Origin of the sequence: Halomonas denitrificans, from assembly GCF_003056305.1 — a bacterium.
Classification (GTDB): domain Bacteria; phylum Pseudomonadota; class Gammaproteobacteria; order Pseudomonadales; family Halomonadaceae; genus Halomonas; species Halomonas denitrificans.
In genome coordinates, this window is the sequence record NZ_PYVX01000010.1 from 1 (window position 1) to 25,128 (window position 25,128).

Annotated in this window: 23 protein-coding genes; 11 read left to right on the forward strand and 12 right to left on the reverse strand. The window is 69.9% G+C overall.

The genetic code is table 11. The features are described from left to right. On the reverse strand, positions 1–265 hold a 265-nt coding region (locus C9F13_RS16910), incomplete at its 3' end, for an aldehyde dehydrogenase family protein (RefSeq protein ID WP_114446922.1). A 15-nt stretch (positions 266–280) separates the two neighbouring features. Next, a complete protein-coding gene (locus C9F13_RS16915) occupies positions 281–1,519 on the reverse strand; it encodes a M20 family metallo-hydrolase (RefSeq protein ID WP_108447423.1) in 1,239 nt (412 codons plus the stop codon). A gap of 358 nt (positions 1,520–1,877) precedes the next feature. Between C9F13_RS16915 and C9F13_RS16920 the strand changes: the two genes are divergently transcribed. The 3 genes from C9F13_RS16920 to aguA all read left to right on the forward strand — a co-directional run bounded on the left by C9F13_RS16920 (position 1,878) and on the right by aguA (position 6,013). Further along, positions 1,878–3,302, forward strand: a complete 1,425-nt coding sequence (locus C9F13_RS16920) for an aminotransferase (RefSeq protein ID WP_108447424.1) — start codon at positions 1,878–1,880, stop codon at positions 3,300–3,302. 114 nt (positions 3,303–3,416) lie between these two features. Beyond that, on the forward strand, positions 3,417–4,883 hold the full coding sequence (locus C9F13_RS16925) for a Na+/H+ antiporter NhaC family protein (RefSeq protein ID WP_108447488.1): 1,467 nt from the start codon (positions 3,417–3,419) through the stop codon (positions 4,881–4,883). Between the two features lie 8 nt (positions 4,884–4,891). Next, positions 4,892–6,013 carry an agmatine deiminase gene (aguA, locus tag C9F13_RS16930; protein ID WP_108447425.1) on the forward strand — a complete coding sequence of 374 codons (1,122 nt, stop codon included), beginning with the start codon at positions 4,892–4,894 and terminating at the stop codon, positions 6,011–6,013. A 163-nt stretch (positions 6,014–6,176) separates the two neighbouring features. Here the strand turns inward: aguA and C9F13_RS16935 are convergent, their stop codons facing one another. Both C9F13_RS16935 and C9F13_RS17605 read right to left on the reverse strand, forming a co-directional pair. After that, complete coding sequence (locus tag C9F13_RS16935) at positions 6,177–6,884, reverse strand: extensin-like domain-containing protein (protein WP_108447426.1); 708 nt, start codon at positions 6,882–6,884, stop codon at positions 6,177–6,179. Between the two features lie 43 nt (positions 6,885–6,927). Next, entirely contained in the window at positions 6,928–7,104 is a 177-nt protein-coding gene (locus C9F13_RS17605; protein WP_170121163.1) for a hypothetical protein, read from the reverse strand. Positions 7,105–7,236: 132 nt separating this feature from the next. Here C9F13_RS17605 and C9F13_RS16940 point away from each other — a divergent pair, with 132 nt between their 5' ends. Both C9F13_RS16940 and C9F13_RS16945 read left to right on the forward strand, forming a co-directional pair. After that, positions 7,237–8,232 (forward strand): LLM class flavin-dependent oxidoreductase, encoded by a 996-nt coding sequence (locus tag C9F13_RS16940; RefSeq protein WP_108447427.1) that lies wholly within the window; start codon positions 7,237–7,239, stop codon positions 8,230–8,232. 150 nt (positions 8,233–8,382) lie between these two features. Further along, entirely contained in the window at positions 8,383–8,796 is a 414-nt protein-coding gene (locus C9F13_RS16945) for a hypothetical protein (RefSeq protein WP_108447428.1), read from the forward strand. 14 nt (positions 8,797–8,810) lie between these two features. Here C9F13_RS16945 and C9F13_RS16950 read toward each other — a convergent pair whose 3' ends face one another. The 7 genes from C9F13_RS16950 to C9F13_RS16980 form a co-directional block, all read right to left on the reverse strand. Beyond that, positions 8,811–9,608: a M48 family metallopeptidase gene (locus C9F13_RS16950; protein WP_108447429.1), complete on the reverse strand. Its 798-nt coding sequence runs from the start codon at positions 9,606–9,608 to the stop codon at positions 8,811–8,813. A gap of 14 nt (positions 9,609–9,622) precedes the next feature. Beyond that, positions 9,623–10,054, reverse strand: coding sequence for a type II 3-dehydroquinate dehydratase (gene aroQ, locus C9F13_RS16955; protein ID WP_108447430.1), 432 nt, complete (start codon positions 10,052–10,054; stop codon positions 9,623–9,625). 62 nt (positions 10,055–10,116) lie between these two features. Further along, on the reverse strand, positions 10,117–13,095 hold the full coding sequence (gene glnE, locus C9F13_RS16960; protein WP_108447431.1) for a bifunctional [glutamate--ammonia ligase]-adenylyl-L-tyrosine phosphorylase/[glutamate--ammonia-ligase] adenylyltransferase: 2,979 nt from the start codon (positions 13,093–13,095) through the stop codon (positions 10,117–10,119). A gap of 76 nt (positions 13,096–13,171) precedes the next feature. Further along, positions 13,172–13,543, reverse strand: coding sequence for a diacylglycerol kinase (locus C9F13_RS16965; RefSeq protein ID WP_108447432.1), 372 nt, complete (start codon positions 13,541–13,543; stop codon positions 13,172–13,174). Positions 13,544–13,562: 19 nt separating this feature from the next. Continuing rightward, positions 13,563–15,011, reverse strand: coding sequence for a D-alanyl-D-alanine carboxypeptidase/D-alanyl-D-alanine endopeptidase (gene dacB, locus C9F13_RS16970; protein WP_108447433.1), 1,449 nt, complete (start codon positions 15,009–15,011; stop codon positions 13,563–13,565). Between the two features lie 31 nt (positions 15,012–15,042). Further along, positions 15,043–15,372 (reverse strand): DMT family transporter, encoded by a 330-nt coding sequence (locus C9F13_RS16975; protein WP_108447434.1) that lies wholly within the window; start codon positions 15,370–15,372, stop codon positions 15,043–15,045. After that, positions 15,369–15,788 carry a PACE efflux transporter gene (locus tag C9F13_RS16980; RefSeq protein WP_108447435.1) on the reverse strand — a complete coding sequence of 140 codons (420 nt, stop codon included), beginning with the start codon at positions 15,786–15,788 and terminating at the stop codon, positions 15,369–15,371. The genes C9F13_RS16975 and C9F13_RS16980 overlap by 4 nt, the downstream gene beginning before the upstream one ends. A 117-nt stretch (positions 15,789–15,905) precedes the next feature. Here C9F13_RS16980 and C9F13_RS16985 point away from each other — a divergent pair, with 117 nt between their 5' ends. Next, positions 15,906–16,799 (forward strand): LysR family transcriptional regulator, encoded by an 894-nt coding sequence (locus C9F13_RS16985; protein WP_108447436.1) that lies wholly within the window; start codon positions 15,906–15,908, stop codon positions 16,797–16,799. A 5-nt stretch (positions 16,800–16,804) separates the two neighbouring features. Here C9F13_RS16985 and trmB read toward each other — a convergent pair whose 3' ends face one another. Further along, a complete protein-coding gene (gene trmB / locus C9F13_RS16990) occupies positions 16,805–17,494 on the reverse strand; it encodes a tRNA (guanine(46)-N(7))-methyltransferase TrmB (RefSeq protein ID WP_108447437.1) in 690 nt (229 codons plus the stop codon). Positions 17,495–17,695: 201 nt separating this feature from the next. On the opposite strand from trmB, the gene C9F13_RS16995 reads away from it, so the two are divergent. From C9F13_RS16995 to clrB, 5 genes are all read left to right on the forward strand, one after another. Beyond that, positions 17,696–19,588: a beta-ketoacyl synthase gene (locus C9F13_RS16995; RefSeq protein ID WP_108447489.1), complete on the forward strand. Its 1,893-nt coding sequence runs from the start codon at positions 17,696–17,698 to the stop codon at positions 19,586–19,588. After that, the gene (gene coaD / locus C9F13_RS17000; protein ID WP_108447438.1) at positions 19,585–20,064 is read left to right on the forward strand and encodes a pantetheine-phosphate adenylyltransferase; all 480 of its coding nucleotides are present in this window, start codon (positions 19,585–19,587) and stop codon (positions 20,062–20,064) included. The genes C9F13_RS16995 and coaD overlap by 4 nt, the downstream gene beginning before the upstream one ends. A 62-nt stretch (positions 20,065–20,126) precedes the next feature. Further along, the gene (locus C9F13_RS17005; protein WP_108447439.1) at positions 20,127–20,375 is read left to right on the forward strand and encodes a YfhL family 4Fe-4S dicluster ferredoxin; all 249 of its coding nucleotides are present in this window, start codon (positions 20,127–20,129) and stop codon (positions 20,373–20,375) included. 984 nt (positions 20,376–21,359) lie between these two features. Then, positions 21,360–24,131: a chlorate reductase subunit alpha gene (clrA, locus tag C9F13_RS17010; RefSeq protein WP_245888820.1), complete on the forward strand. Its 2,772-nt coding sequence runs from the start codon at positions 21,360–21,362 to the stop codon at positions 24,129–24,131. Positions 24,132–24,143: 12 nt separating this feature from the next. Continuing rightward, positions 24,144–25,124, forward strand: coding sequence for a chlorate reductase subunit beta (clrB, locus tag C9F13_RS17015; RefSeq protein WP_108447441.1), 981 nt, complete (start codon positions 24,144–24,146; stop codon positions 25,122–25,124). The last annotated feature ends 4 nt before the right edge of the window (positions 25,125–25,128 follow it).

Here is a 25,128-nt window from a genome sequence, read left to right on the forward strand (position 1 = left end):
GGGCGAGGCGCGACCAGGCGCCGCCGTCGACGGCGGCCCGGGCGGCCGCCACGGCGACCTCGGCATCGGCGGCGTCGCAGCTCGCCACCTCGGCCAGTGTCTCGCCGGTGGCCGGGTTGACGGTGGCCAGGGTCGCACCGCTCCGGGCCTCGACGAAGGCGTCGTCGATATAGGCGCGGGTCTCGAGGCCGCGCTTGCCGCACAGCTCGGCGGCCAGCGCCTGCCAGTCGTCGCGGGTGCGGGGGAATTTGTGGTGTTCGGTCATCGGGGGCTCCTGGGGTCAGGCCGGACGGTTCGCGCGGGCGAGCAGGGCATCGCAGAGCACCTGGGCGCCCAGGGCGCAGTGCTCCGGCGTGGCGTACTCGGCCTCGTTGTGACTGATGCCGTCGCGGCAGGGGACGAAGATCATCGCGGTGGGGGCGACGCGGGCGACATAGACGGCGTCGTGGCCGGCGCCGCTCATCATGCGCCGATGGGCCACGCCCTGGGCCCGGGTCGCGCCCTCCACCGCGGCGATGCACTCGGCATCGAAGGCCACCACCGGCGAGGCCCAGAGCTGCTCCGATGACACGGCCACGCCGAAGGCTTCGCCGGCGGCGGCGAGCTCACGCTCGAAGCGCGCCTGGAGGGCGTCGAGCTCGGCCTCCGCCAAGTGGCGCAGGTCGACGGTGAGGCGTACCTCGCCGGGGATGACGTTGCGCGAGGCCGCCGCGATCTCCAGGCAGCCGCAGGTCACCTTGGTGTCGCCGCTCTCGTCGGCCAGGGCATGGGCCTGCAGGCGGTCGATCAGGCGCGCCGCCGCGGCCAGGGCGTCGTGGCGCAGCCGCATCGGGGTGGGGCCGGCATGGGCCGAGCGGCCGGTGAAGGTGACGTCGAACCAGCGCATGCCCTGCACGCCGGTGACCACGCCGATGGCCTCCCGGGCGTCCTCGAGGACCGGCCCCTGCTCGATATGCAGCTCCAGGTAGCCGTCGAGCCGCGGCTCGCCCACCGGCAGGTCCCCGGCGAAGCCGCAGGCCGTCAGGGCCTCGCCGAGGGTCACGCCGTCGGCGTCCCGGCGGCCCAGGGTCTCGTCGACGGTGAAGGCGCCGGCATAGGTGCCCGAGGCGACCATCGCCGGGGCGAAGCGGCTGCCCTCCTCGTTGGTCCAGACCACCAGCTCCAGGGGACGCTCGGTGACGATGCCCGCCTCGTGCAGGGTGCGGAACACCTCGAGCCCGGCCAGCACGCCGAGGATGCCGTCGAAGCGCCCGCCCTTGGGCTGGGTATCCAGGTGGCTGCCGGTGGCCACGGGCTCGAGGTCGTCGCGCTTGCCGGCACGGCGAATGAACAGGTTGCCGACCCGGTCGACGCGCCAGGTGCAGCCGAGCGTCTCGCACCAGTCGAGCAGCAGGCGCCGGCCGGCGGCGTCCTCGGGGGTCAGGGCCAGGCGGCAGCTGCCGCCGTTGGCGGTGGGGCCGATCTCGGCCATGGCCATCAGGGTGTTCCACAGCCGCTGGCCGTCGATGGGAGTCGTCATGGTGCGCCTCGTTGGTCGTTGTTCGTGGGTCGTTGTTCGGGCAGGGCAGTCACCGCTGTAGGTGCCGGGGCGCCAGGGACGGGGCGAAGAGGAGATCTTTTGCCAGGGATGGCAAAAGTAGCGCCCAGGGAAGGGTTCACAGCGCCTCCTCGCAGCCCCGTCGACGGATCAGCCCCGGGCGACCTGTCCCCGGCGCCCCTCGATGCGTTGCCCGCCACGGGCCTCGGTCATTCGGGCGTTGTCTGCCGTGAGATCACCTTACGAGGGCGGCGCGAGCCCCCGATATACCCCAATCAGGATATGTCGCGGCGCTACCGGGGCTGGCTAGGCTGACCTCCACTCGACAGGAGGGAATGCCATGACCACAACGACAACCACCGCCCGCCCCACCGCCACGCCGCCCGTCCTCGATGCCCAGGCGCTGTGGCAGAAGGACAAGGATCACTTCATCCACCCCTTCACCGACTTCAGCGTCTTCCACGAGCAGGGCTGCGACCTGATCACCGACAGCGACGGCATCTACGTCCAGGACGCCAAGGGCAACCGCTTCATCGACGGCATCGCCGGCCTGTGGTGCGTCAACGTCGGCCACGGCCGCGCCGAGATCGGCCAGGCGATGGCCGACCAGGCCACCCGCATGGCCTACTTCTCGACCTTCAACAACCTCTCCAACGCGCCGGCCGCGGAGCTCGCCGCCAAGCTCGCCGAACTGGCGCCCGCGCACCTCAATCACGTCTTCTACACCTGTGGCGGTTCAACGGCCAACGACGCCACCGTTCGCCTGGTGCACTACTACTTCAACCGCCTGGGCAAGCCGGCCAAGAAGCGCATCCTCTCGCGCAACAATGCCTACCATGGCACCACCTACCTGGCCGCCAGCCTGACCGGCATCGCGAGCAACAACTGGGACTTCGACACCCTCGACCACCTGGTCACCCACCTCGACGAGGCCAACTGCTATCGCCGTCCCGAGGGCATGAGCGAGGCCGAGTACTGCGATCATCTGGTGCAGGAGTTCGAGGACACCGTCGCGGAGATCGGCGCCGATAACATCGCCGCCTTCATCGCCGAGCCGATCATGGGCGCCGGCGGCGTGCTGGTCGCGCCGGCGGGCTACCACAAGCGCATGCAGGCGGTGTGCCGCGCCCACGAGATCCTCTTCATCGCCGACGAGGTGGTCACCGGTTTCGGCCGCCTGGGGCACTTCTTCGCCTCCGAGGCGGTGTTCGAGACCCAACCGGACATCATCAACTGCGCCAAGGGACTCTCCTCGGGCTATGCGCCGCTGGGCGCGACCCTGATCTCCGACGAGATCTACGAGGTGCTCGGCACCCCGCAGCGCAAGGGCGGGGTGCTGAGCACCGGCTTCACCTACTCCGGGCATCCGGTGAGCTGCGCGGCGGCGCTCAAGAACATCGAGATCCTCGAGCGCGAGCGCATCTGCGAGAACGTCCGCGAGGTGGGTCCCTACCTGGAGCAGCGGCTCAAGACCCTGTCCCGCCATGAAACCGTCGGTGACGTGCGCGGCAGCCACTTCATGATGTGTCTGGAGAACGTGGCCGACAAGGCGACCAAGGCGCTGCTGCCGGTGGAGGCCCGGGTCGGCGACCGGGTCGCCGCCGAGGCCCAGAAGCGCGGCCTGATCATCCGTCCGGTGGGCCACCTGAACATCGTCTCGCCGCCGCTGATCTGGACCCGCGAGACCGTCGACCGGGTGGTCGCCATCCTCGATGAGGCCTTCACCGCCACCACGGCATCGCTACGCCAGGACGGTTACCTGTAAGCGGTTACCGCCAACCCGCCGGCAACCGCCGCCTGCGTCACTCGGCATTTCCCGGCGGGTCGAGCCACGGCGCAATGATCAACCACAACAATTCAACAACAAAGGTTAATGACCATGTCACACTCTCCTTTGGGCTCGAAGGCCCGCCCCATAGGCGTCGGTAGCGCCACCAAGGGTGGCCTGATCGTTCTCGTTGTCGTGCTGATTGCCAGCCTCAGCAACGTCGCGCTCGTCGACGGCGACGACTATGGCCTCTACAGCCTGCTACCCACCGCCGTGGTACTGGGCATGGCCATCCTCACCCGACGCACCATCGAATCGCTGCTGGCCGGCACCCTGGTCGGCCTGCTGATGATCGACCCGACCTCGGTCATCACCCAGGGCTCGGACATCTTGCTGGGCGTGCTCGGCAACGACACCGTCACCTGGATCATCCTGGTCTGCGGCCTGTTCGGTAGCCTGATCGCCCTGCTGGTCAAGACCGGCGGCGTGCTCAGCTTCGGCGACACCATGACCAAACGCATCCACACCAAGCAGCAGAGCCTGCTGACCACCTGGCTGCTGGGCCTGATCATCTTCGTCGACGACTACCTGAATGCCCTGACCATCAGCGCCTCGATGAAGAAGATCACCGACCGCTTCAACATCTCCCGGGAGAAGCTCGCCTACATCGTCGACTCCACCGCGGCACCGATCTGCATCCTGGTGCCCTTCTCCACCTGGGCGGTGTTCTTCGGCGGCCTGCTGGAGGAGAACGACGTCACCGGCAACGGCATGAGCCTCTACATCGAGGCCATCCCCTACATGTTCTATGCCTGGGTGGCGGCGGCCATCGTGCCGCTGGTGGCGCTGGGCTGGATGCCCGACATCGGCCCGATGCGCACCGCCGAGGCCCGGGCCGCGGGCGGCCAGAGTATGCCTGCGGGGGTCGACGACGGCGCCCTGGAGGTGGACGAGGAGCAGCCGCGCCCCCACCTGCTGAACTTCCTGCTGCCCATCGCCACCCTGATCTTCTTCACCTGGTACTTCGAGATCGACATCCTGCGCGGCGTGATCGTGGCGCTGGCCGTGACCCTGGTGCTGATCGGTGCCCAGCGACTGCTGAGCTTCCACGACACCTTCGACACGGCCCTGGACGGCTTCAAGGCCATGATCATGCCCCTCGGCACCCTGGTGGCCGGCTTCACCCTGAAGGAGGTCAACGACCTGCTGGGGCTGACCGACTTCGTCATCGCCACGGTGCAGCCGCTGATGACCGCGGGGATGCTGCCGGCGGTGGTCTTCGTGACCATGGCCTTCCTGGCCTTCGCCACCGCCTCGTTCTGGGGGCTGTTCGCCGTGGCCATGCCCATCGTGCTGCCGCTCGCCGTGAGCATCGACGCCAACATGCCGCTGGTGATAGGCGCGCTGATCTCCGCCAGCGCCTTCGGCAGCCACGCCTGCTTCTACGGCGACTCCACGGTGCTGTCGGCCCAGGGCAGTGGCTGCACCCCCATGGCCCATGCCCTGACCCAGCTGCCCTACGTGCTGATTGCCGCGGCCATCGCCACTGTTGTATTCCTGACCGTCGGCCACCTGTGAGAACTGCCATGACGACCCACCATCACCCCGGCGCCCCGACGGGCGCCTCCCCCGGGACCCCGGCCGCCCAGGGCTTCGCCATGCCGGCCGAGTTCGCCCCCCACGACGCCTGCTGGATGCTCTGGCCGCAGCGCCCCGACACCTGGCGTTACGGCGCCAAGCCCGCCCAGCAGGCCTTCGTCGAGGTGGCGACGGCAATCGCCGAGAGCGAGACGGTGTTCGTCGGCGTCAACGACGACCAGTACGAGAACGCCCGCGTCCAGCTGCCCGACCAGGTGCGGGTGGTGGAGCTCTCCAGCAACGACGCCTGGATGCGTGACGTGGGGCCCACCTTCCTGACGCACCCGGACGGCCGCCTGGCCATGGTGGACTGGGAGTTCAATGCCTGGGGGGGCCTCGACGGCGGCCTCTACTTTCCCTGGGACAAGGATCGGCGGATCCGCGCCAAGATCGCCGAGATGCTCGGCGTGACGCGCTTCACGGTGCCGGTCATGCTCGAGGGCGGCGCCATCCACGTGGACGGCGAGGGCACGCTGATCACCACCGAGGAGTGCCTGCTCAACCCCAACCGCAACCCCGACCTGACCCGGGCCGACATGGAGCGGGTCCTGCGCGACACCCTGGGGGTCACGACCGTCGTCTGGCTGCCGCGGGGCTGCTACCGGGACGAGACCGACGGCCACGTCGACAACCTCTGCTGCTTCGTGGCCCCCGGCGAGGTGGCCCTGAGCTGGTGCGACGACCCGCAAGACCCCCAGTACGCCATCTCCCGGGAGGCGCTGGCGGTGCTGGAGACGGCGGTGGACGCCCGGGGCCGGAGGCTCAAGGTGCACAAGCTGCTCCAGCCGGGGCCGCTCCATATCGCCGAGGACGAGGCCAACGGCATCGATCGCCTGCGCCATTCGCACCCGCGCCGGCCGGGCGACCGCATGGCCGCCTCCTACGTCAACTTCTACATCGGCAATGCCGTGGTGGTGATGCCGCTGCTCGACCCGGCCCGCGACGAGGCGGCCCGGCAGACCCTGCAGGCCCTCTTCCCGACGCGGCGCGTGATCGGCGTGCCGGCCCGGGAGATCCTGCTCGGGGGCGGCAACATCCACTGCATAACCCAGCAGCAGCCCCGTCCCTGAACCGAGCCCACGCCACGCTTGCGACGCGGCGTGGGGCTCTAGCGCGGCTCATGGCGTCCCGGTCGCGTGAGGGGCACTGACACTCGAGGGCGAGAGCGCCCTCCCATGCAAGGAAGTCGACGGCTCGCGACGGGACGACATCAGCGTCGCGCGCTGAACGCGCTCAGCGGCAGACCCGATGGCCGCGCATGCCGAGATGGAAGTGATCGGCGTGGGCGGCGTTATAGTCCGGGCCCAGCACGGTGCCGAAGAGATCACAGGCTCCCTGCCGGGCCCGTTTCAGAAATTCGCCCTCGACATCGTCATCGCCCCAGTCGCCGGACAGCGCGATGCGCTGGCCGCTGGCGAGCCGATAGGCGGCCACGTCCAGCGCCTCCGCCGTGGCATGCTGGCTGCGGCGGGCGTCCTCGCGGCCGTAGACGTTGCGGCAGGCGAAGCTGCCGTAGTGTTCCACCGAGGCGACGGGCTCGCCGAACAGCGCGCGGGCGGCGGGCTGCAGGCGATGGCGCTCGTAGCGTAGCCAAGCCACCGTCCAGGGACAGGTGGCCACGAAGCTCGAGCTGAACGTCACGCCCGCGCGCTCGAGCCGCACCACGTTCTCGAGCGGGCAGCCCGCCACCGGCTCATGATCGGCCAGCGGCGTGTAGGCCAGCGCCGGTTCGGCGCTGCGCTCCAGCACCTCCCGGCACGCCTCGGGATCGTCCTGGAGACGGCCGAGCTTCCAGCGGGTCACCGGCGTCGGCGGGTCCGACACCGACAGCGGCCCCCAGGGATTCCAGCCGGCGGGAAGCGTCAACGCGCCCTTGTCGAAGGCGATGCCGACGCCCACCAAGACCATCCCCAGCAGCAGGATCAGGGTCCGTCCGCGCATGCCGCTCTCTCTCGTCGTGCTCCCGCCATGGCCGGGGCTAGGCTCAGAGGATCAGGCTGAGGATCAGCGCCGAGCCCCCCACTACCAGGGCGGTGAGCACGGCCAGGATGACCAGGCGATCCAGCCAGCGATCGAAGACCGCCCAGTCGATGCGGCGCGACCGGCGATGCGGAGTGGCTCCGCGCCGGCGTGACGGGGAGCCCGAGGTCCTGGGCGACATGAGCAAGCATCCTTGTGCATCCTGTCCTCTGAGCTTAAGGGGAGCCAGGAAGCGAAGCCAGCGGCGGCCGCCATTGTGACGCGCGGCGAACGCCCCCATATAACGTTGAGCAAGCTAACGACTGGAGTCCCTATGCCCCGCCTCAACGAGATTCCGCTCTCCGTGCTCGACCTGGCCCCGATCCGCGAGGGTGGCAGCATCGCCGACACCTTCCGCGAGAGCGTGGCCCTGGCCCGGCACGTCGAGGGGCTCGGCTACACCCGCTACTGGCTCGCCGAGCACCACGGCATCGAGGGGATCGCCAGCGCGGCCACCGCGGTGCTGATCGGCCATGTCGCCGGGGCGACCCACAGCATCCGGGTAGGCAGCGGCGGCATCATGCTGCCCAACCATCCGCCGCTGGTGATTGCCGAACAGTTCAGCACCCTGGAGACCCTCTATCCCGGCCGCATCGACCTGGGGCTGGGGCGTGCGCCGGGCTCCGACGGCCCCACCATGGCCGCGCTGCGTCGCGATCCCCACGCCGGGATCGACGACTTCCCTCAGCGGCTGGCCGAGCTCGAAGGCTTCCTCGACGAGGCGCGGCCGGACCAGCGCGTGCGCGCCGTGCCCGGCCAGGGCTCTCGCGTGCCGCGCTGGCTGCTCGGCTCCAGCGATTTCAGTGCGCGATTGGCCGCCCGCGAGGGGCTGCCCTTCGCCTTCGCCGCCCAGTTCGCTCCGGCCCGGCTGCAGGAGGCGCTGAGGCTCTATCGCGACAATTTCCGGCCCTCGGCGGTGCTGGAACGGCCCTACGCCATGGTCGGCCTGCCGGTGATCGCCGCCGACAACGACCTGCATGCCGAGTACCTCGCCTCCACGGCGCGCCAGAAGTTCCTGGCACTGATTCGCGGCGCGCCCACCCGCGCCCTGCCGCCCATCGAGACGCTGGACTGGTCACCCAGGGAGCAGGCCCAGGTGGAGCAGTTCCTGGGGGCCGCGGTGATCGGCGGTCCCGAAACGGTTCGCGACGGCCTGGAACGCGTCCTGGCCGAGACCGGCGCCGACGAACTGATGCTCCACACCGACGTCTATGCCGCCGAGGACCGCCTGCGCAGCTACGAACTGGTGGCCGAGGCGTGGCGCGCATAATCTACACCGAATGCCCAACCGCGCCCTTTCCCACGCACCTCCGTGCACGGCGGGCGCGGCGGGAACGATTGCCCCGCCCCGACCTCCAAGGGGCAGCCATTCACGACGTGCCGGCATCGCCGGCACGCGTCATCGATGCCGGAGCCCCGCATGCCCGATTCCCGTGACCCCCGCCAAAACCCCGCCTGGCGCGCCGCCCAGCAGTGGCAGGAACGTGCCCGTCAGACCCGCCCGGGCGGTCCCCTGGGAGGCCTGAAGCTGCTGTTCACTTGGCTGCTGTTCGGCGTGATGATGATCGTCGCCATGGTGCTGGGGCTGTTCTTCCTGCTCGTGGGCTGGGCGATGATGCCCTTCCTGCGCCACCGCATGAAGAAGCGCATGGAGCAGATGCGCGCCGACCAGGCCGAGGACGTGGGCGGCGGCACCCACTATCGCGAGACGGTCTACCGCGAGACGCGCTATCGCGAGAGCCGCCGCGGCCAGGGCGGCGCCCACGAGCAGCAGGTGCTCGAGGGCGACTACGAGGTCAGGGACGACGAGCGCGCGGAGCGCTCCCGCGACTAGGGACGCGACGCCGACTAGCCGGCGCAGCGTGCCCGGGAGGCGTCGCGGTAGGCCGTAAGGGCCTCGTCCATGCGCCCCTCGAGGGCTTCGATGCGCGAGCCGTGGGCCGGGTGGGTCGAGAGGAACTCCGGCGGCTGATCGCCGCCCGCCTTCGCCATGTTGCGCCACAGGGCCACGCTCTGGCGCGGGTCGAAGCCGGCCGTCGCCATGAGGGCGAGCCCCATCTGGTCGGCCTCCTCCTCGTGGGCGCGACTGAACGGCAGGGCGATGCCGAGGCGCGCCCCGATGCCCAGCGCCTGCCGGAGCCCCTCCCCGGCCAGCTCCCCCTCGCCGACGAGCCCCACCACCAGCAGCACGGCCTTGATGCCGAGCTGTTGGGTGACGCGCTCGTTACCGTGGTCGGCCAGCACGTGGGCGACCTCGTGGCCGATCACCGCGGCCAGCTGGGCGGGGGTCTCGGCGACCCGCAGAAGGCCGGTGTGCACGCCGATGCGCCCGCCCGGCAGGGCGAAGGCGTTGGGGCTGGGGTCGTCGAACACCACCACCTCCCACGCCTCGGGCATCTCCACCTCGGGATAGCGCGCCTCGGCGGCGGCGACCAGCTCCCGCGCCACGCACTGCACCAGCCGGTTGGCGGCGGGGTCGCGGGCGATGGGGCGCGTGCGGCGCATCTCGGCGAAGGCGTCGCCGCCCATCTCGGCCATCAGCCCCTCGGGCACCAGCGCCAGCTGGGAGCGGCCGGTGGGCGTCTCGCCGCAGCCGGCCAGCGCCAGCAGGGTCACCAGGGCGGCGAGGCCGAAGCGTCTCTTCATGCGCCACATCGGTCCTACCCCGCCATCACCGCGTCCAGGGCGGCCCGGTAGCCCTGGCTGCCGAGCCCGGCGATCACCCCGTCGGCGCGCAGCGAGACGTAGGAGTGATGGCGGAAGGCCTCGCGCTTGTGGACGTTGGAGAGGTGCACCTCGATCACCCGCCCGTCGAAGGCGTTCAGGGCGTCGAGGATCGCCACCGAGGTGTGGGTGTAGGCGGCGGGATTGATGATGATGGCCGCCGTGCCGTCGAGGCGCGCGGCCTGGATGAGGTCGATCAGCTCGCCCTCGTGGTTGCTCTGCCGGCAGGTGATCTCCCAGCCGCCCAGGGCCGCCTGCTCGTAGAGGCCGTTGTCGATGTCCTCCAGGGTCTCGTGGCCGTAGACCTCGGGCTGCCGGGTGCCGAGCAGGTTGAGGTTGGGGCCGTGCAGGACCAGTACCTTGTGCATGTCGTCGCCTTCCTTGAGGGTGATGTCGGCTTGAGGGGGAATGTCGGCGTTTGGGGTCGCGATCACGCCGGCTCGAGCAGGCGCCGCCAGAGCGCGATGACGGCGTCGCGGTGCGCCTGGAAGTCGGCGTTGCGCCCGCGCGCGGGCTCGCCGGTCAGGGCCGCGCGATGGGCGGCGGTACGGCAGGCCAGGTAGGCCTCGCGCAGGCGCCGGCACTCCTCGGCAGGCAGCCGTCCGGTCGCCTCGAGGGTCTCGAGGATGCGCATGTTGTCGCTGTAGGCCAGCAGGTCGGGGGTCTCATGGCCCATGGAGAGCACCGCGAACTGGCAGAGGAACTCGATATCCACCATCCCGCCGGGGTCGTGCTTGAGATCGAAGTCGTCGCCCTGGCCCTTGCTGCCCAGGTGGTCGCGCATCTTGTGGCGCATCTTCACCACCTCCTCGCGCAGGGCCGCGAGGTCGCGCTCGCGGCCGAGGATCTCGCGGCGCAACGCGTCGAAGCGCTCGGCGAGCGCCTGGTCGCCGGCCACCACCCGGGCGCGCACCAGCGCCTGGTGCTCCCAGGTCCAGGCCTGCTCGCGCTGGTAGTCGGCGAAGGCGTCCAGGGTCGAGACCAAAAGCCCCGAGTTGCCCGAGGGCCGCAGGCGCATGTCGACCTCGTAGAGGCTGCCCGCCGGGGTCACGGCGGTGAGCAGGTGGATGATGCGCTGGCCCAGCCGCGTGAAGAAGACGGCGTTGTCGATGGGCCGGGCCCCGTCGGTGCTGCCCTGGGTGGCGCCGTCGTGGAGGAACACCAGGTCCAGGTCGGAGCCGTAGCCGAGCTCGATGCCGCCGAGCTTGCCGTAGCCGACCACCAGGAACTCCGGCGCGCGGCCGCAGCGCCCCTCGCCGCGGCGCTCCGGGAAGCCGTGCTTGCGGGTCAGGTGCTGCCAGGCCATGGCCACCACCGCCTCCAGCACCACCTCGGCGATGTAGGTGAGGTAGTCGCTGACCTTCATCAGGTGGCGGGTGCCGGCGATGTCGGAGGCCGCCACGTGCAGCACCTGGGCGTGCTTGAAGACCCGCAGGGCCTCGAGCTGGGCCTCCTCGTCGTCCTCGGGAAGCCGCCCCAGGGCCTGGCGCAGCTCGTCGGCCAGGCGCGCCTTGTCGGCGGGAGTGTAGAGGGTCTCGGGGGTCAGCAGCTCGTCGAGCAGGATGGGGTGGCGCGCCAGCTGGTCGGCGATCCAGGGGCTGGCGCTGCACAGCTTCATCAGGTGGCCGAGGGCCTCCGGATTCTCGCGCAAGAGCGCCAGGTAGGCGGTGCGGCGCAGCACCGCCTCGACCAGCGGCAGCACCCGCTCCAGGGCGATATCCGGGGCGTCGCTTTCGGCCACGGCATCGAGCAGCAGCGGCATCAGGGCGTCGAGGCGCTCGAAGCCGATGCGCTGCATGGCCTTCACCGGGCGGGCGTGGCGCAGGGTGCGCAGCCGTCGCACGGCGACCTCGGGCTCGGCGAGGCCGGCCTCCTCGAGCAGCGTCCGGGCCTCGTCGTCGTCCAGCTCGCCGCGCCACAGCGCCCGCCACTCCTCGAGGCTCGCGACGTCCGTGGCCGCGGGCGCGTCGGGCTCCTCGACCTCCTCCTCGGGCTCGGCGATGACGGCGTCGAAGTGGCGGCGCACCCGCTCGCGCACCTCGTCGAGCCGCGCCATCAGCGCCGGCCAGTCCTCCATGTCCAGCGCCAGGGCGACCCGCTCGCGGTCGACGTCGCCCTCGGGCAGGGTCTGGGTCTGGCGATCCTCCAGGGCCTGCAGCACGTGCTCCAGGTCGCGCAGGAAGACGTAGTCGGGGGTCAGCTCGTCGACCACCTCGCGGGGCAGCAGGCCGAGCTCGGGCAGACGCGCCAGGGCGGTCTGGAGCGAGGTGACCTGCAGCTCGGTGTCGCGGCCGCCGCGGATCAGCTGGAAGGCCTGGACCACGAACTCCACCTCGCGGATGCCGCCGGGACCAAGCTTGATGTTGCCCTGCATGCCGCGGCGGCGCACCTCGCGGTTGATCATCGCCTTGAGCTCGCGCAGCGACTCGATGGCGCCGAAGTCGAGGTACTTGCGGTAGACGAAGGGGCGCAGGCTCGCCAGCAGCTCGGCGCCGGCCTCCAGGTCGCCGGCCACCGGGCGCGCCTTGAGCATGGCGTAGCGCTCCCACTCGCGACCCTGGTCCTGGTAGTAGCCGGAAAGCGAGGCGAAGCCGCCCACCAGCGGCCCGCCGTCGCCCAGCGGGCGCAGGCGCATGTCGACGCGGAAGGCGAAGCCGTCGGCGGTCACGGCGTCCAGGGCGGCGATCAGCTTCTGGCCGAGCTTGGTGAAGTACTCCTGGTGCTCCAGGGACTTGCGCCCGCCCTCGGTCTCGCCCTTCTCGGGGAAGGCGAAGATCAGGTCGATGTCGGAGGAGAGATTGAGCTCGCCGGCGCCGAGCTTGCCCATGCCCAGCACCACCAGGCGCTGCTCGCTGCCGTCGCGGCGCGGGGCGGGACGCCCCCAGCGCGGCGCAAAATGGGCCTCCAGCCAGCCGAGTGCTCCCTCCAGGCAGGTCTCGGCGAGACGCGACACGATCGCCGCGGTGCCCCACATGTCCAGACCCGCCGGGCGGGTCAGGTCGCGCCACACGATGCCCAGCATGCGCGCGCGGCGAAAGCGGCGGATGGCGGCGTGCAGCGCCGCCTCGTCCTCGGCGGCCTCGAGCCGCTCGTCGAGCCACTGGCGCAGCGCCTCCGTCGTGGGCGGCTCGTCGAGCTCGCCGCTGGCGTCCAGGTGCAGCAGCCACTCGGGATCGCGCACCAGGGTCTCGGCGACGAACGACGAGATGGCCAGCACCCGGGCGAGCTGGGCGCGCCGAGCGTCCGACAGCGACAGCCAGTCCTCCAGCGGGGAGTCGCCCCCGGTCATCCCGGCCAGGTTGTCGGCCTGCTCGAGCGCGCTCGCCAGCCGCTCGCGGGTGTGCGCCAGGGGAGCCTTCAGCGGTTCGGGAATGTCATCCAGCGGCAGGAAGTCGTCGGGCAGGGCCATGGGCGTCTCGCATCCGGTTCTCGAATGCCTTCAGCATAAGCGAAGCCGCCCCCGCCCCATAACCCGGCCGGAGGCCTCAGGCGAGGAATTTCTGCCAGGCCAGCAGGCCCCAGGTCAGCCCGGCGAGGGCGAGTGCCAGCATCACCGCCGCCGAGCCGATGTCCTTGGCCCGTCCGGCGAGCTCGTGGCGCTCGGGGCCGATGCGATCCACGGCGCACTCCACGGCGCTGTTGAGCAGCTCGACGATCAGCACCAGCAGGCAGCTGCCGGCCAGCAGGATCCACTCCACCGGCCCCTCGCCGATCCACGCCGCCAGAGGCAGCAGCAGCAGGCAGGCCACGACCTCCTGGCGGAACGCCGCCTCGTGGCGAAAGGCCGCGGAGAGCCCCTTGAGCGAGTAGCGGGTCGAGTGGATCAGGTGGCGCCAGCCGGTGTATCCAGGCTTCATGTCGGTCGCTCCGGTGGGCTCAGTGGGCATCGATCATCGTCTCGAGGTCGGCGGCCAGGGGGTCGAGCACCTGGCGCCAGCCGAGCCACGGCGTGGTAGCGGTGCCGTTGACCAGGGCGCTGAACACGCCCCACTGCCCGGAGCGGGTGCGGAAGTAGCCGCCCACGGCGCGCACCGCCACCGGCTGGTTGAGGGTGCCGGTCTTGAGCATGACGTGGTGCTGGAAGGTGGGCGAGCCGCGCCGCAGGAAGCGCATCACGCCGTTGCCCGGCGACTGCAGGGCGGCGACGAAGCTCGGGAACAGCGCCGGGCGATGGTACATGCGCTCCAGCAGGGCCGTCACTCCGGCGGCCGAGGTGCGGTTCTCGGGGGTCAGGCCGCTGCCGCTGCGCAGGGTGACGGGGCCGTGGCCGGGGATCTCGGCCGCGAAGGCCTCGAGCGCCGCCCCGCCCTGCTCGAGGCTGGCCCGCGGCGTCTCGACCAGGTTCAGGGCCAGCACGTCGGCCATGAAGTTGTTGGAGTAGTTCAGCGTCCTCAGCAGCAGCTCCTGCAGCGGCTCGCCCTCCACGGCGGCCAGCCGCCGCGCCTCGGCGGGCGGCTCGCTGGCCACCACCGCGACGCCCTCGCCAAGCGTGATGCCTGCCTGCTCGAGCATCGCCTGCAGGGTGTGGGCGGTCTGGCGCGCCGGGTCGGAGCTCGCCCGGTAGACCTGGCGCGGCAGGGCATTGGTGGAGATCTGTCCGCTGAGCACCATGACGTCGCCGCCGTCGCGCAGCACCCGCTCGGCGTTGAGCTCGGTGCCGCTGTCGTCCGGCCTGGTCTCGACGCGGTTGTCGATCTCGACGATCGGCGAGCGGCTGTCGCAGCTGTGGATGCGCGCCGGCTGGCCAGGCGTGGCGGCGGGCGCCACGGCGACGCACCAGCTGCCGAAGTTGACCCCCGCCGAGGAGAGCAGCGCGCTGTAGGCGTTGGCCACCCGGGAGTGCGCCTGGCAGCGGTCGGTGGTCAGGCACTCGACCGGCCCGTAGCGCCACTGGCTGACCACCAGCCGGCCGTCGACGCGCCGCACCCCGGCCTGATGCAGGCGCTGCACCAGGCGCCACAGGTCCTCGCTGGTCAGGGCGGGATCGCCGCCGCCGTCGAAGATCAGGTCGCCCGCCAGCACGCCCTCGGCGTCGGGGGTGGCCGTGCTCACCAGCCGGCTGGTGAAGCGGTGCTGGGGGCCGAAGCGCTCCAGCGCCGCCGCCGCCACGTAGACCTTGGAGACCGAGGCCGGCGAGAGCTGGCGCTCGGGCTCGATGGCCCCCAGGCGCTCGCCGCTGTCGAGCAGCCGCGCCTCGGCGCCGACAAGGAAGCCCTGCTCGGTGAGCTCACTCAGGCGTGCGAAACCGTGCGACTCGGCGACGTGCGCCTCGGCGAGCAGGGGCAGCAGCGCCAGCAGCGCGCAGTAGAGCGATCGACGGAACATGAGACCTCCAGGGGCATGAGAGGGGCCAAGCTTAATGGGCGGAGACGGAAGAGAACACCTGTATCACCACCACGCCGCCAACGATCATCGCCAGGCCCAGCAGCGCCGGCAGGTCCGGCTTCTCGCCGTAGACCAGGATGCCTACCAGGGTCACCAGCACGATGCCGAGCCCCGCCCAGAAGGCGTAGGCGATGCCCACCGGCAGGGTCTTCAGCACCAGGGCGAGCAGGTAGAAGGCGAGCCCGTAGCCGACCAGCACCACCAGGCTGGGCCACAGCCGCGTGAAGCCGGCCGAGGACTTCAGCGCGCTGGTGGCGACCACCTCGGCGACGATGGCGAGCGCCAGATAGAGATAGGTCATGCGGCCTCCTGACGTGCCAGCCGGCGACGCATCACGCGATCGAACGCCGTGTTGAAGACCAGGGCGTAGCCCAGGAAGAAGAGCATGAAGCCCAGATCCAGCCAGAAGGCCTCGACCAGGCCGATCCCGAGCCACCAGGCCACCACCGGCAGGGTGGCGATGAGCAGGCCCAGCTCGAAGCCCAGCGCCTGGGCGACGCGCTGGGCCAGGCTGCGACGCCGGGTGGGCACCCAGCGATCGAACAGCCGGTTCCAGACCAGGTTCCAGAGCATCGCGGCGCTGGCGAGCCCCACCGCCAGCACGCCGAGGGCCCCGGTGTCGTGGCCGCTGAGCACGCTGCTCAGCGGAATCACGATGGCGAGCCCGATCGTCTCGAACAGCACCATGTGGGTCACACGCTCTTTCCAGGAACGCATCATGCACCTCCTCACCCGTGAACGGCCGAGGCCCGTGGCCTCGACGATGGCTCGCATTCTAGCCATGATGGAGATGGATGCGAGTTAGAAACCATCAGAAAATCAGATAGGTCACCCATGCGCTGGAGCCTCGATCAGCTGGAGATCCTCATCGCCTGCGCCGAGCGGGGCTCCTTCTCCGCCGCCGCGCGCCACCTGGGGCGCGCCCAGTCGGCGATCAGCACCGCCATCGCCCACCTGGAGGTCGACCTCGACTGTCCGCTGTTCGATCGCAGCGCCCGGCTGCCCCGCCTGACCCCCGCCGGCGAGGCGCTGCTCCACGAGGCGCGGGCGGTGATCCGCCAGTGCCAGCGGCTGGACGCCCGCGCCCAGGCCATCGCCCAGGGCGAGGAGGCCCGGCTGGTGCTGGCCATCGACGAGGCCCTGGTGGAGATGCCGCCGGTGGACGAGACCCTGGAGGCGCTGGCGCGCCACTACCCCGCCCTGCAGCTGACCCTGCTCTACGGCGCCCAGGGCGACATCGCCGGCTGGGTGGAGGATCGCACCGCCGACCTCGGCATCCTGCTGCGCCAGCAGGGCCAGGGCCCGGTGCTGGAGGGCATCCGCATCGCCCACCTGCAGCAGGCGCTGGTGGTGGCCCGCCACCACCCGCTGGCCGCGCTTGCCGCGCCGAGCCTCGGCGACCTCGCCGCTCATCGCCAGCTGCTGATCGCATCAAGGGGCGAGCGCGACGGCCAGACGCCGCTCGCCACCCGCTTCTGGCGCCTCAACAGCTTCTACTCCATGGCCGAGCTCGCCACCCGGGGGCTCGGCTGGGCGCTGGTGCCGCGCCATATCGCCCGCTACCCGCCCTTTCGCGACGACCTGGTGGAGCTCACGGGGGAGGGACTCGGCACGGCGCCGGTGATCGAGGTGGAGACGGTCTCGCGGCGCGACGGCGCCGATGGCCCCATCGCCCGCTGGCTGCGCCATACCCTCGGCGAGCGCTTCCGCGACCGCCGGGGGCGCTGACGCCCTCAGCCGGCGGGCACCAGGCCCGGATCGTGGGGCAGCTCGACCACCAGTCGCCACAGCGCCTGACCGCTGGCGTGGTACTTCTGCTCGAAGGGCGTCAGGCACTCGGGCCCCGGCGCGAAGGGCTCGGCCGCGGCCGCCACGCCGGTGGCCTGGGTCACCGCCAGGGCGAACTCCTCCACGTAGATCCGCCAGTTGGAGCGCAGCTCCAGGCGGCCGCCCAGCGCCAGGATCGCCGGCAGCACCGGGTGCCCCTGCCAGCGCATCTTGAGGTGCGCGGCCTTGGGGTAGGGGTTCGGGTAGAGCAGGTAGTGGCGGTGCGGGCGCCAGCCGGCGTCCAGGGCCAGGCGCCACAGGTCCACCAGGTCGGCGCGCACCAGCAGGGCGTTGTCCGGCAGCCGGCCGTGGTCCCGGGAGAGGCGATCGGCGCTGCGATCCACGCCGATCACCGAGCAGTCGGGGAAGCGCTCGGCCAGCCGACGGGTCGAGAGCCCCACCCCGCAGCCCGCATCGAGGATCAGCGCCGCCTCGCCGCGCCCGCCGAGCCAGTCGCCGGCCGCGGCGAAGGCCTCGCGGGTGTGGGCGGCGAACGGCTTGCGCAGGGGGTTCGCCAGGGCGCGGGCCACGCGGCGCGAGAGGTCGTCGTGGGGACCGGCCTGGGGGCTATCGATGGATCTCGAACGGGCAGTCATGGCAGCGGGCTCGGGGGCGGCAGAGGGGCGGCGTATTCTACCAGCCGCGCGTGACAGATCCATGGACGCGCGCCGCGCCCCGGGCGCCCGGCATGACGCCACCGCGGGCCGGGTGCTATCATCGATGGCCTGACATTGCAGCCACGACATCAACCGCACAACGAGGAATCCGGCTTGCCACACTTACCGGTGATCGTCGGCATGGGCGGCGTGAATCCCGCCGGCCGAACCTCGGGCCACCAGGCATTTCGCCGCACCGTGCTCGATGCCCTGCCCGACGACGTTCAGGCCCGCACCCTGCTCGGCCTCGCGGCCATGATGCGCCTGGCCGACGGCCAGGCAGACGGCGCCTGGCACGACGCCCACGGCCAGGTCCTGGATGCCGCCGAGATCGTCGAGCAGACCCGCCAGCAGGTGCTCGACCATACCCTGATCCGGCGCATCGAGGACGCCCGCTTCAACGAGGAGGGGCTGCCGGCCAACCGCAAGGCGAGCCTCGCCCTCGACGCGCCCCTGACCTTCCGCATCCGCCGCCGCCAGCTCCCCGACGACCTGCCGGCCACCTGGCAGGTGCGCGAGCTCGACCGCCAGAATCTGGAGGTCACCGTGCCCGCCGGCAGCATGGACGTGATGCTGCCCGAGACGCGCCAGGCCCAGGTGCGCGCCGCCGGTCAGCTGCCGACCGGGTTCGAGCCGAGCCGCCTCTATCGCAGCGTGCACCACCCCCGCGGCCTGGCGATGACGGTCTTTGCCGCCAGCGACTGCCTGGGCGACAGCGGCCTGGAGTGGGACGAGCTGCGCGACCGCCTCGATCCCGACGAGATCGCCGTCTACGCCGGCAACTCCATCGGCCAGCTCGACGACGAGGGCTGGGGCGGCCTGCTCAAGAGCTTCGCCACCGGCAAGCGCGCCACCTCCAAGCAGATGCCGCTGGGCTACGGCCAGATGCCCGCCGACTTCCTCAACGCCTACGTGCTCGGCAGCGTAGGCGGCACCGGGGCGGCGCTGGGCGCCTGCGCCAGCTTCCTCTACAACCTGCGCCTGGGCGTGGACGACATCCGCGCCGGCCGCCGGCGGGTGGTGATGGTCGGCACCGCCGACGCGCCGATCACCCCCGAGATCATCGAGGGCTTTCGCAGCATGGGGGCGCTGGCCGACGACGACGGCCTCAAGGCGCTGGATGCCCTGGAGCTGCTCACCGACGCCGACTACCAGCGCGCCTGCCGGCCCTTCGCCCGCAACTGCGGCTTCACCATGGGCGAGTCCAGCCAGTTCGTGATGCTGATGGACGACGCCCTGGCGCTGGAGACCGGCGCCGACATCCTCGGCAGCGTGCCGGGCGTGTTCGTCAACGCCGACGGCTGGAAGCGCTCGATCTCGGCGCCGGGCATCGGCAACTACATCTCGCTGGCCAAGGCGGCCGCGCTGGTGCGCGACATGCTCGGCGAGACCGCCCTGCGCGAGCGCACCTTCCTGCACGCCCACGGCACCAGCACGCCCAAGAACCGCATCACCGAGTCCCACGTCTTCGATCGGGTGGCCCGCGCCCACGGCATCACCGACTGGCCGGTGGTGGCGGTGAAGGCCTTCGTCGGCCACTCCCAGGGCAGCGCCGCCGGCGACCAGCTGACCAGCGCCCTGGGCAGCTTCGCCCACGGCCTGCTGCCCGGCATCTTCACCCTGGACGCCGTGGCCGACGACGTGCACGCCGAGCACCTGCGGCTGTTCCGCGACCCGCTGCCCTTCACCGCGGACGCCGCCTTCATCAACGCCAAGGGCTTCGGCGGCAACAACGCCACCGGCGTGGTGCTCTCCCCCGCGGTCACCGAGCGGCTGATGGCCAAGCGCCACGGCGAGGCCGCGATGAGCGACTGGCGGGCGCGCCGCGAGGCCACCCGCGAGGCCGCTGCGGCCTACCACGAGAGCGCCGACCGCGGCCACTTCCAGGCCCGCTACCGCTTCGGCGAGGGCGTGCTGGAGGGCCCGGAGCTCGAGGTCGGCCGCGACCGGATCCACATCCCCGGCTATGCCCGCTCGGTGTCGCTGGCCGTGGACAACCCCTTCGGACGCCTGGAAGACGAGGGCGACTCATGACCACCGCCGTCTACCCGGGGACCTTCGACCCCATCACCAACGGCCACCTCGACCTGATCGAGCGCGCGGCCCGACTCTTCGACCGGGTAGTGGTGGCCATCGCCACCAGCCCCGGCAAGGGGCCGGCCCTGGACCTCGACACCCGCATCCGCCTGGCCCGGGAGGTCGTCGCCGGCCTCGACAACGTCGAGGTGGTCGGCTTCTCGGGGCTGATGACCGAGTTCATGAAGCAGCAGCAGGCCCGCGTGCTGCTGCGCGGCCTGCGCGCGGTCTCCGACTTCGAGTACGAGCTGCAGCTGGCCAACATGAACCGCGCCCAGATGCCGGAGCTCGAGACCGTCTTCCTGACGCCCGAGGTCGAGAACTCCTACATCTCCTCCACGCTGGTCCGCGAGATCGCCCGCCTCGGCGGCGACGTCTCCAAGCACGTGCACCCCAGGGTCGCCGAGACGCTGAACAGCCATTACAATACCTGACTCTGACGCTCGGGATTGTGCCCGAGCTCGCTTGCCGGCCAGCGACTTCCGTGAGGTACCCCATGGCCCTGATGATCACCGACGAGTGCATCAACTGCGACGTCTGCGAACCCGAATGCCCCAACGGCGCCATCTCGCCGGGGGAAGAGATCTACGTCATCGACCCCAACCTGTGCACCGAGTGCGTCGGCCACTACGACGAGCCGCAGTGCCAGCAGGTCTGCCCGGTGGACTGCATCCCCCTCGACCCGGAGCGCGCCGAGAGCCGTGACGAGCTGATGGAGAAGTACCACCGCATCACCGCCGCCTGAGGCGCCGCCTGAGGCGCCGGCGGGGCCGCCCGGCCCATCGGCGCGCCCCGCCGCCTGCGCCTGCCCGGGCAGGCACCCACGACCGGCCTCCCCTCACCGGCCCCTTCCGCGAGGGGCGACGCCCGCCCCGACCTCCCCGGTATTGGCTCGCTGGCCACCGTCAGCCGTGCTTTCACGGACTGTTTCACGGCGTCACGCAACTGAATCAATACTCACTTAATTAAAAATTAATACGACAGGAACGCGTCACCGGCATGCTCGATGCACTGCCTTACTTTACCGTGCGCGTTTATCCGGTTATTACGACTCACCGTTATTCAAGTGGCGCTAACGCATCACCCACTTGATGGCAACTCGCCATTCTCAATTTCCGGGAGACATAAAAAGTAACGACACGATTTACTGTGCCAACTCAAGTTTCCTAAATCGCCTACTTTAGTGGATTAACTCCCGGCGCTATAACGCTCCCTCGCCCGCGTCCATGCGCCATGTCATACGGACGCCGGATGCCGCGCCGTCATAACACTCTCCAATGGCCCGCGGAGCCCGCCGCAGGCGGCTTTTCCCGGGCTTCGCGACGTCCTCTCCCCGTGCATCCCGAGCGCTCCCCCGGGGGCCGCCGAGTTTTCTTGATACATATCAAACGACAACTCAAAACCGCTGAGTGAGCAACTTTCTTTCTGTCCATCAAGATTTGGCGAGTGCTACGCTTAAACCCGTTAACCGCGCTCGACCGACATCGTAGTGAAGGATTCTTCACGGCTCGCGTACGACACCCTGACATTCCCGTGCACTCCTGAAGATCACGTTCAATAAATAAGAACAGCCAGTATTAGCCGGAATCCATTAATCACGGTCTTGACGTCGCGGTTACACATCACGTCCACCCGGCAACACAGACGACGCGCAGGGCATGCGCGTCGTACACACACCGGCGCCGATCGGGTCGATCGACAGGCGGCGGCTGTTGATGAGGAGAGAACCATGGGAATGTGGAAGCTGAGGCGTCGCGATTTCCTGAAGGGGCTGGGGCTGACGAGCACCGGCGCCCTGCTCAGCGGCAACGTTTGGGCACTGAATCGCCTGGAGCCGATCGGTGACACCCTGGCCAGCGAGTACCCCTACCGCAGCTGGGAAGATCTGTATCGCAACGAGTGGACCTGGGACAGCGTGGGCCACGCCGCCCACTGCATCAACTGCATGGGCAACTGCGCCTGGAACGTCTACGTGAAGGACGGCATCGTCATTCGCGAGGAGCAGATCGCCAAGTACCCCCAGGTCAATCCCAACGTCCCCGACGCCAACCCGCGCGGCTGTCAGAAGGGCGCCATCCACTCCACTGCCATGTACGAGGCCGATCGCCTGCGCTACCCGCTCAAGCGCGCCGGCGAGCGCGGCGAGGGCAAGTGGCAGCGCATCTCCTGGGACCAGGCCACCGAGGAGATCGCCGACAAGATCATCGACATTTTCGAGAAGTACGGCCCCGGCAAGCTCAAGACGCACCAGGGCTCGGGCAACCAGACCATGGTGCGCCAGTCGGCGCCCAACCGCTTCGCCTCGCTGGTGGGCGGCATCCAGCTCGACGGCTTCACCGTGGTGGGCGACCTCAACACCGGCGCCCACCTCGCCTACGGCAACCCGCTGGAAAGCTTCACCTCCGACGCCTGGTTCGACGCCGACTACATCCTGCTCGGCATGATCAACCCCAACGCCACCCGGATCCCCGATGCCCACTACATCTGGGAGGCCAAGTACAACGGCGCGCGCATCACCAGCACCGCCCCGGACTACAACCCCAGCTCCATCCATACCGACCTGTGGATGCCCATCAAGCAGGGCTCCGACCCCTTCCTGGCGATGTCCTTCGTCAACGTGATCATCGAGGAGCGCCTCTTCAAGCCCGCCTTCATGAAGGAGCAGACCGACCTGCCGATGCTGGTGCGCATCGACAACGGCAAGCTGCTGCGCGAGGCGGACCTGGTCGAGGGCGGCTCCGACGAGGTCTTCTACCACTGGGATCTGACCCGCGGCGAGGCGGTCCGGGCCAAGGGCTCGATGGGCGACGATGACAAGACCCTCAAGCTCGGCGACGTCGACCCGGCGCTGGAGGGCGAGTTCGAGGTCGAGGGCATCAAAGTCACCACGGTCTTCGAGCAGGTCAAGCAGGAGGCGGCCAAGTACACCCCCGAGAGCACCTTCGAGTACACCAACATCCACCCGGACGTGGTGCGCCAGGAGGCGCGGCACCTGGCCGCCGCCCGCAAGGCGATCGTGATGCTCGGCTACATCACCTCGAGCTACTCCAACTGCCTCTACATCGGCTGGGGCTACGCCCTGGCGCTGGCGCTGACCGGCCACGGCGGCCGCACCGGCGGGCTCGACACCTCCTGGGTGGTGTGGAACCACCCGAAGTGGACCGAGCTTGCCACCTTCGACGGCAAGAAGTCGGCCCGCTACGAGCCGGGCGGCCTCGGTGAAGTGCTGCGCGGCGGCATGATGGACGGCATCCGCCGCCACTTCGACAACGCCAAGCTCAAGGAGCGCACCGGCTTCGATGTCGACGAGATGGAAGCCATGATGCAGGAGTCCATCGACGAGGGCTGGATGCCCTACTACGGCGAGATCAAGGGCATGATCTCGATCGCCGACAACACCTTCCGCCGCAACAAGATCGCCGAGACCTACCGCGAGGAGCACCTGCGCCAGGCCAGCGAGCTCTACGTCAACATCAACGTGCGCATGGACTCCACCGCCGAGTGGGCCGACTACGTGCTGCCGGCGGCCAGCCACTACGAGGCCTGGGACCTGCGCACCCAGGGCTACCACCGCTTCTGCAACGTCTTCACCCAATCGGTACCGCCGGTGGGCGAGTGCAAGCCCGACTGGGACATCATGACGCTGCTGACTAGGAAGATTCAGGAGCGCGCCATCGCCCGGGGCATCGGCCCGATCCAGGACGGCGAGGTGACCCGCGACCTGCACACCATCCACGACGACTTCACCCGCAACGGCGAGCTCAACACCGATTACGACGTCTTCCGCTACATCGTCGAGAACTCGCCGGAGTTCGGCGGCGTGAGCGTGGAGGAGGCGGCCGAGCGCGGCTTCATCGTGATGAACGAGCAGGCCGGCCTGAACCAGCCGCTGGAGAAGGACCAGCCCTACAACCCCTTCACCGCCCAGACCGACGGCAAGCAGCCCTACGAGACCCTCACCGGGCGCATCACCTTCTACTGCGACCACCCGCGCTTCGTGAAGCTGAAGTCCACGGTGCCCACGGCGCGGCTCTACGCCGGCCCCGAGGCGTCGAAGTATCCGCTGCACTTCTACTCGCCCCACGCCCGCTGGGGGATCCACTCCAACTGGCGCAGCAACAAGTACCTGCTGCGGCTGCAGCGCGGCGAGCCCAACATCTACATCAATCCGAAGCTCGCCGCGGAGCGCGGCATCCGGGACGGCGACCGGGTCAAGCTGTTCAACGCCAACGGCGAGTTCTTCGCCCAGGCCAAGTTCTACCCGAGCATTCCGGCCGACTCGATCATGATGGAGCACGGCTGGGAGCCGCATCAGTACATCCATCGCAAGCCGATGAACAACTCCCACGCCACCCTGCTGCAGCCGCTGGAGCTGGTCGGGGGCTGGGGCCACCTGCAGTTCATCTACGCCAAGTGGAACGCCAACCAGGTGATCCACGAGAGCAGCTACGACATCGCGCTGGCCACAGCCGACGAAATCGCCGATCCGCGGGCCGTTTAAGAGGAGATTGCCATGGCTGTCAAACGCCAACTCAGCATGGTGCTGGATCTGAACAAGTGCATCGGCTGCCAGACCTGCACCGCGGCCTGCAAGCTGATGTGGACCAACCGCAACGGGCGCGAGTTCATGTACTGGAACAACGTGGAGACCCAGCCGGGGCTCGGCTATCCGCGCGACTACCAGAACATGGGCGGCGGCTTCGACGCCGACGGCGCGCTGCGCCTGGGCCGCCAGCCGAGCCAGGAGGACTACGGCATCCCGTGGGAGTACAACTACGAGGAGGCGCTGATGACCGGCACCGACCCGTGGCTGCGCCCCCACGTGAAGCCCACCTGGGGCGCCAACTGGGACGAGGACCAGGGCGAGGGCGACTACCCCAACAGCTACTACTTCTACCTGCCGCGGCTGTGCAACCACTGCGCCAATCCCGGCTGCCTGGCGGCCTGCACGCGCAACGCCATCTACAAGCGCCAGGAAGACGGCATCGTGCTGGTCGACCAGGAACGCTGCCGGGGCTATCGCTACTGCGTCAACGCCTGCCCCTACAAGAAGGTCTACTTCAACGAGCAGATCTCCAAGTCCGAGAAGTGCATCTTCTGCTACCCGCGCATCGAGAAGGGGCTGGCCACCGCCTGCGCCCAGCAGTGCGTCGGCCGCATCCGCTGGATCGGCTACCGCGACGACGAGGAGGGCCCGATCCACCAGCTGGTGGACAAGTACCAGGTGGCGCTGCCGCTGCACCCCGAGTGGGGCACCCAGCCCAACGTCTTCTACGTGCCGCCGCTGTCGCCCTCCAAGTACGCCGCCGACGGCCGGGAGCTGGACGAGCCGCGCATCCCGCTGGCGTACCTGGAGAGCCTGTTCGGGCCGCGCGTCGGCGAGGTGCTCGACACCCTGCAGGCCGAGCGCCAGGCCAAGGCCGAGGGCCGCGAGAGCGAGCTGATGGATACCCTGATCGGCTACAAGCACGCCGAGATGTTCAAGCTCAGCTGAGCCG

Bases quoted from the DNA above. Each gene is read 5' to 3' on its own strand.
- dacB (WP_108447433.1), bottom strand. From the start codon at position 15,011: ATGTTCCGTCGATCGCTCTACTGCGCGCTGCTGGCGCTGCTGCCCCTG.
- C9F13_RS16915 (WP_108447423.1), bottom strand. From the start codon at position 1,519: ATGACGACTCCCATCGACGGCCAGCGGCTGTGGAACACCCTGATGGCC.
- C9F13_RS16935 (WP_108447426.1), bottom strand. From the start codon at position 6,884: ATGCGCGGACGGACCCTGATCCTGCTGCTGGGGATGGTCTTGGTGGGC.
- clrB (WP_108447441.1), top strand. From the start codon at position 24,144: ATGGCTGTCAAACGCCAACTCAGCATGGTGCTGGATCTGAACAAGTGC.
- glnE (WP_108447431.1), bottom strand. From the start codon at position 13,095: ATGGCCCTGCCCGACGACTTCCTGCCGCTGGATGACATTCCCGAACCG.
- C9F13_RS16925 (WP_108447488.1), top strand. From the start codon at position 3,417: ATGTCACACTCTCCTTTGGGCTCGAAGGCCCGCCCCATAGGCGTCGGT.
- trmB (WP_108447437.1), bottom strand. From the start codon at position 17,494: ATGACTGCCCGTTCGAGATCCATCGATAGCCCCCAGGCCGGTCCCCAC.
- aroQ (WP_108447430.1), bottom strand. From the start codon at position 10,054: ATGCACAAGGTACTGGTCCTGCACGGCCCCAACCTCAACCTGCTCGGC.
- clrA (WP_245888820.1), top strand. From the start codon at position 21,360: ATGGGAATGTGGAAGCTGAGGCGTCGCGATTTCCTGAAGGGGCTGGGG.
- C9F13_RS16945 (WP_108447428.1), top strand. From the start codon at position 8,383: ATGCCCGATTCCCGTGACCCCCGCCAAAACCCCGCCTGGCGCGCCGCC.
- C9F13_RS16975 (WP_108447434.1), bottom strand. From the start codon at position 15,372: ATGACCTATCTCTATCTGGCGCTCGCCATCGTCGCCGAGGTGGTCGCC.
- aguA (WP_108447425.1), top strand. From the start codon at position 4,892: ATGACGACCCACCATCACCCCGGCGCCCCGACGGGCGCCTCCCCCGGG.
- C9F13_RS16985 (WP_108447436.1), top strand. From the start codon at position 15,906: ATGCGCTGGAGCCTCGATCAGCTGGAGATCCTCATCGCCTGCGCCGAG.
- C9F13_RS16950 (WP_108447429.1), bottom strand. From the start codon at position 9,608: ATGAAGAGACGCTTCGGCCTCGCCGCCCTGGTGACCCTGCTGGCGCTG.
- C9F13_RS16920 (WP_108447424.1), top strand. From the start codon at position 1,878: ATGACCACAACGACAACCACCGCCCGCCCCACCGCCACGCCGCCCGTC.
- C9F13_RS16940 (WP_108447427.1), top strand. From the start codon at position 7,237: ATGCCCCGCCTCAACGAGATTCCGCTCTCCGTGCTCGACCTGGCCCCG.
- coaD (WP_108447438.1), top strand. From the start codon at position 19,585: ATGACCACCGCCGTCTACCCGGGGACCTTCGACCCCATCACCAACGGC.
- C9F13_RS17605 (WP_170121163.1), bottom strand. From the start codon at position 7,104: ATGTCGCCCAGGACCTCGGGCTCCCCGTCACGCCGGCGCGGAGCCACT.
- C9F13_RS16980 (WP_108447435.1), bottom strand. From the start codon at position 15,788: ATGCGTTCCTGGAAAGAGCGTGTGACCCACATGGTGCTGTTCGAGACG.
- C9F13_RS16995 (WP_108447489.1), top strand. From the start codon at position 17,696: ATGGGCGGCGTGAATCCCGCCGGCCGAACCTCGGGCCACCAGGCATTT.
- C9F13_RS16965 (WP_108447432.1), bottom strand. From the start codon at position 13,543: ATGAAGCCTGGATACACCGGCTGGCGCCACCTGATCCACTCGACCCGC.
- C9F13_RS17005 (WP_108447439.1), top strand. From the start codon at position 20,127: ATGGCCCTGATGATCACCGACGAGTGCATCAACTGCGACGTCTGCGAA.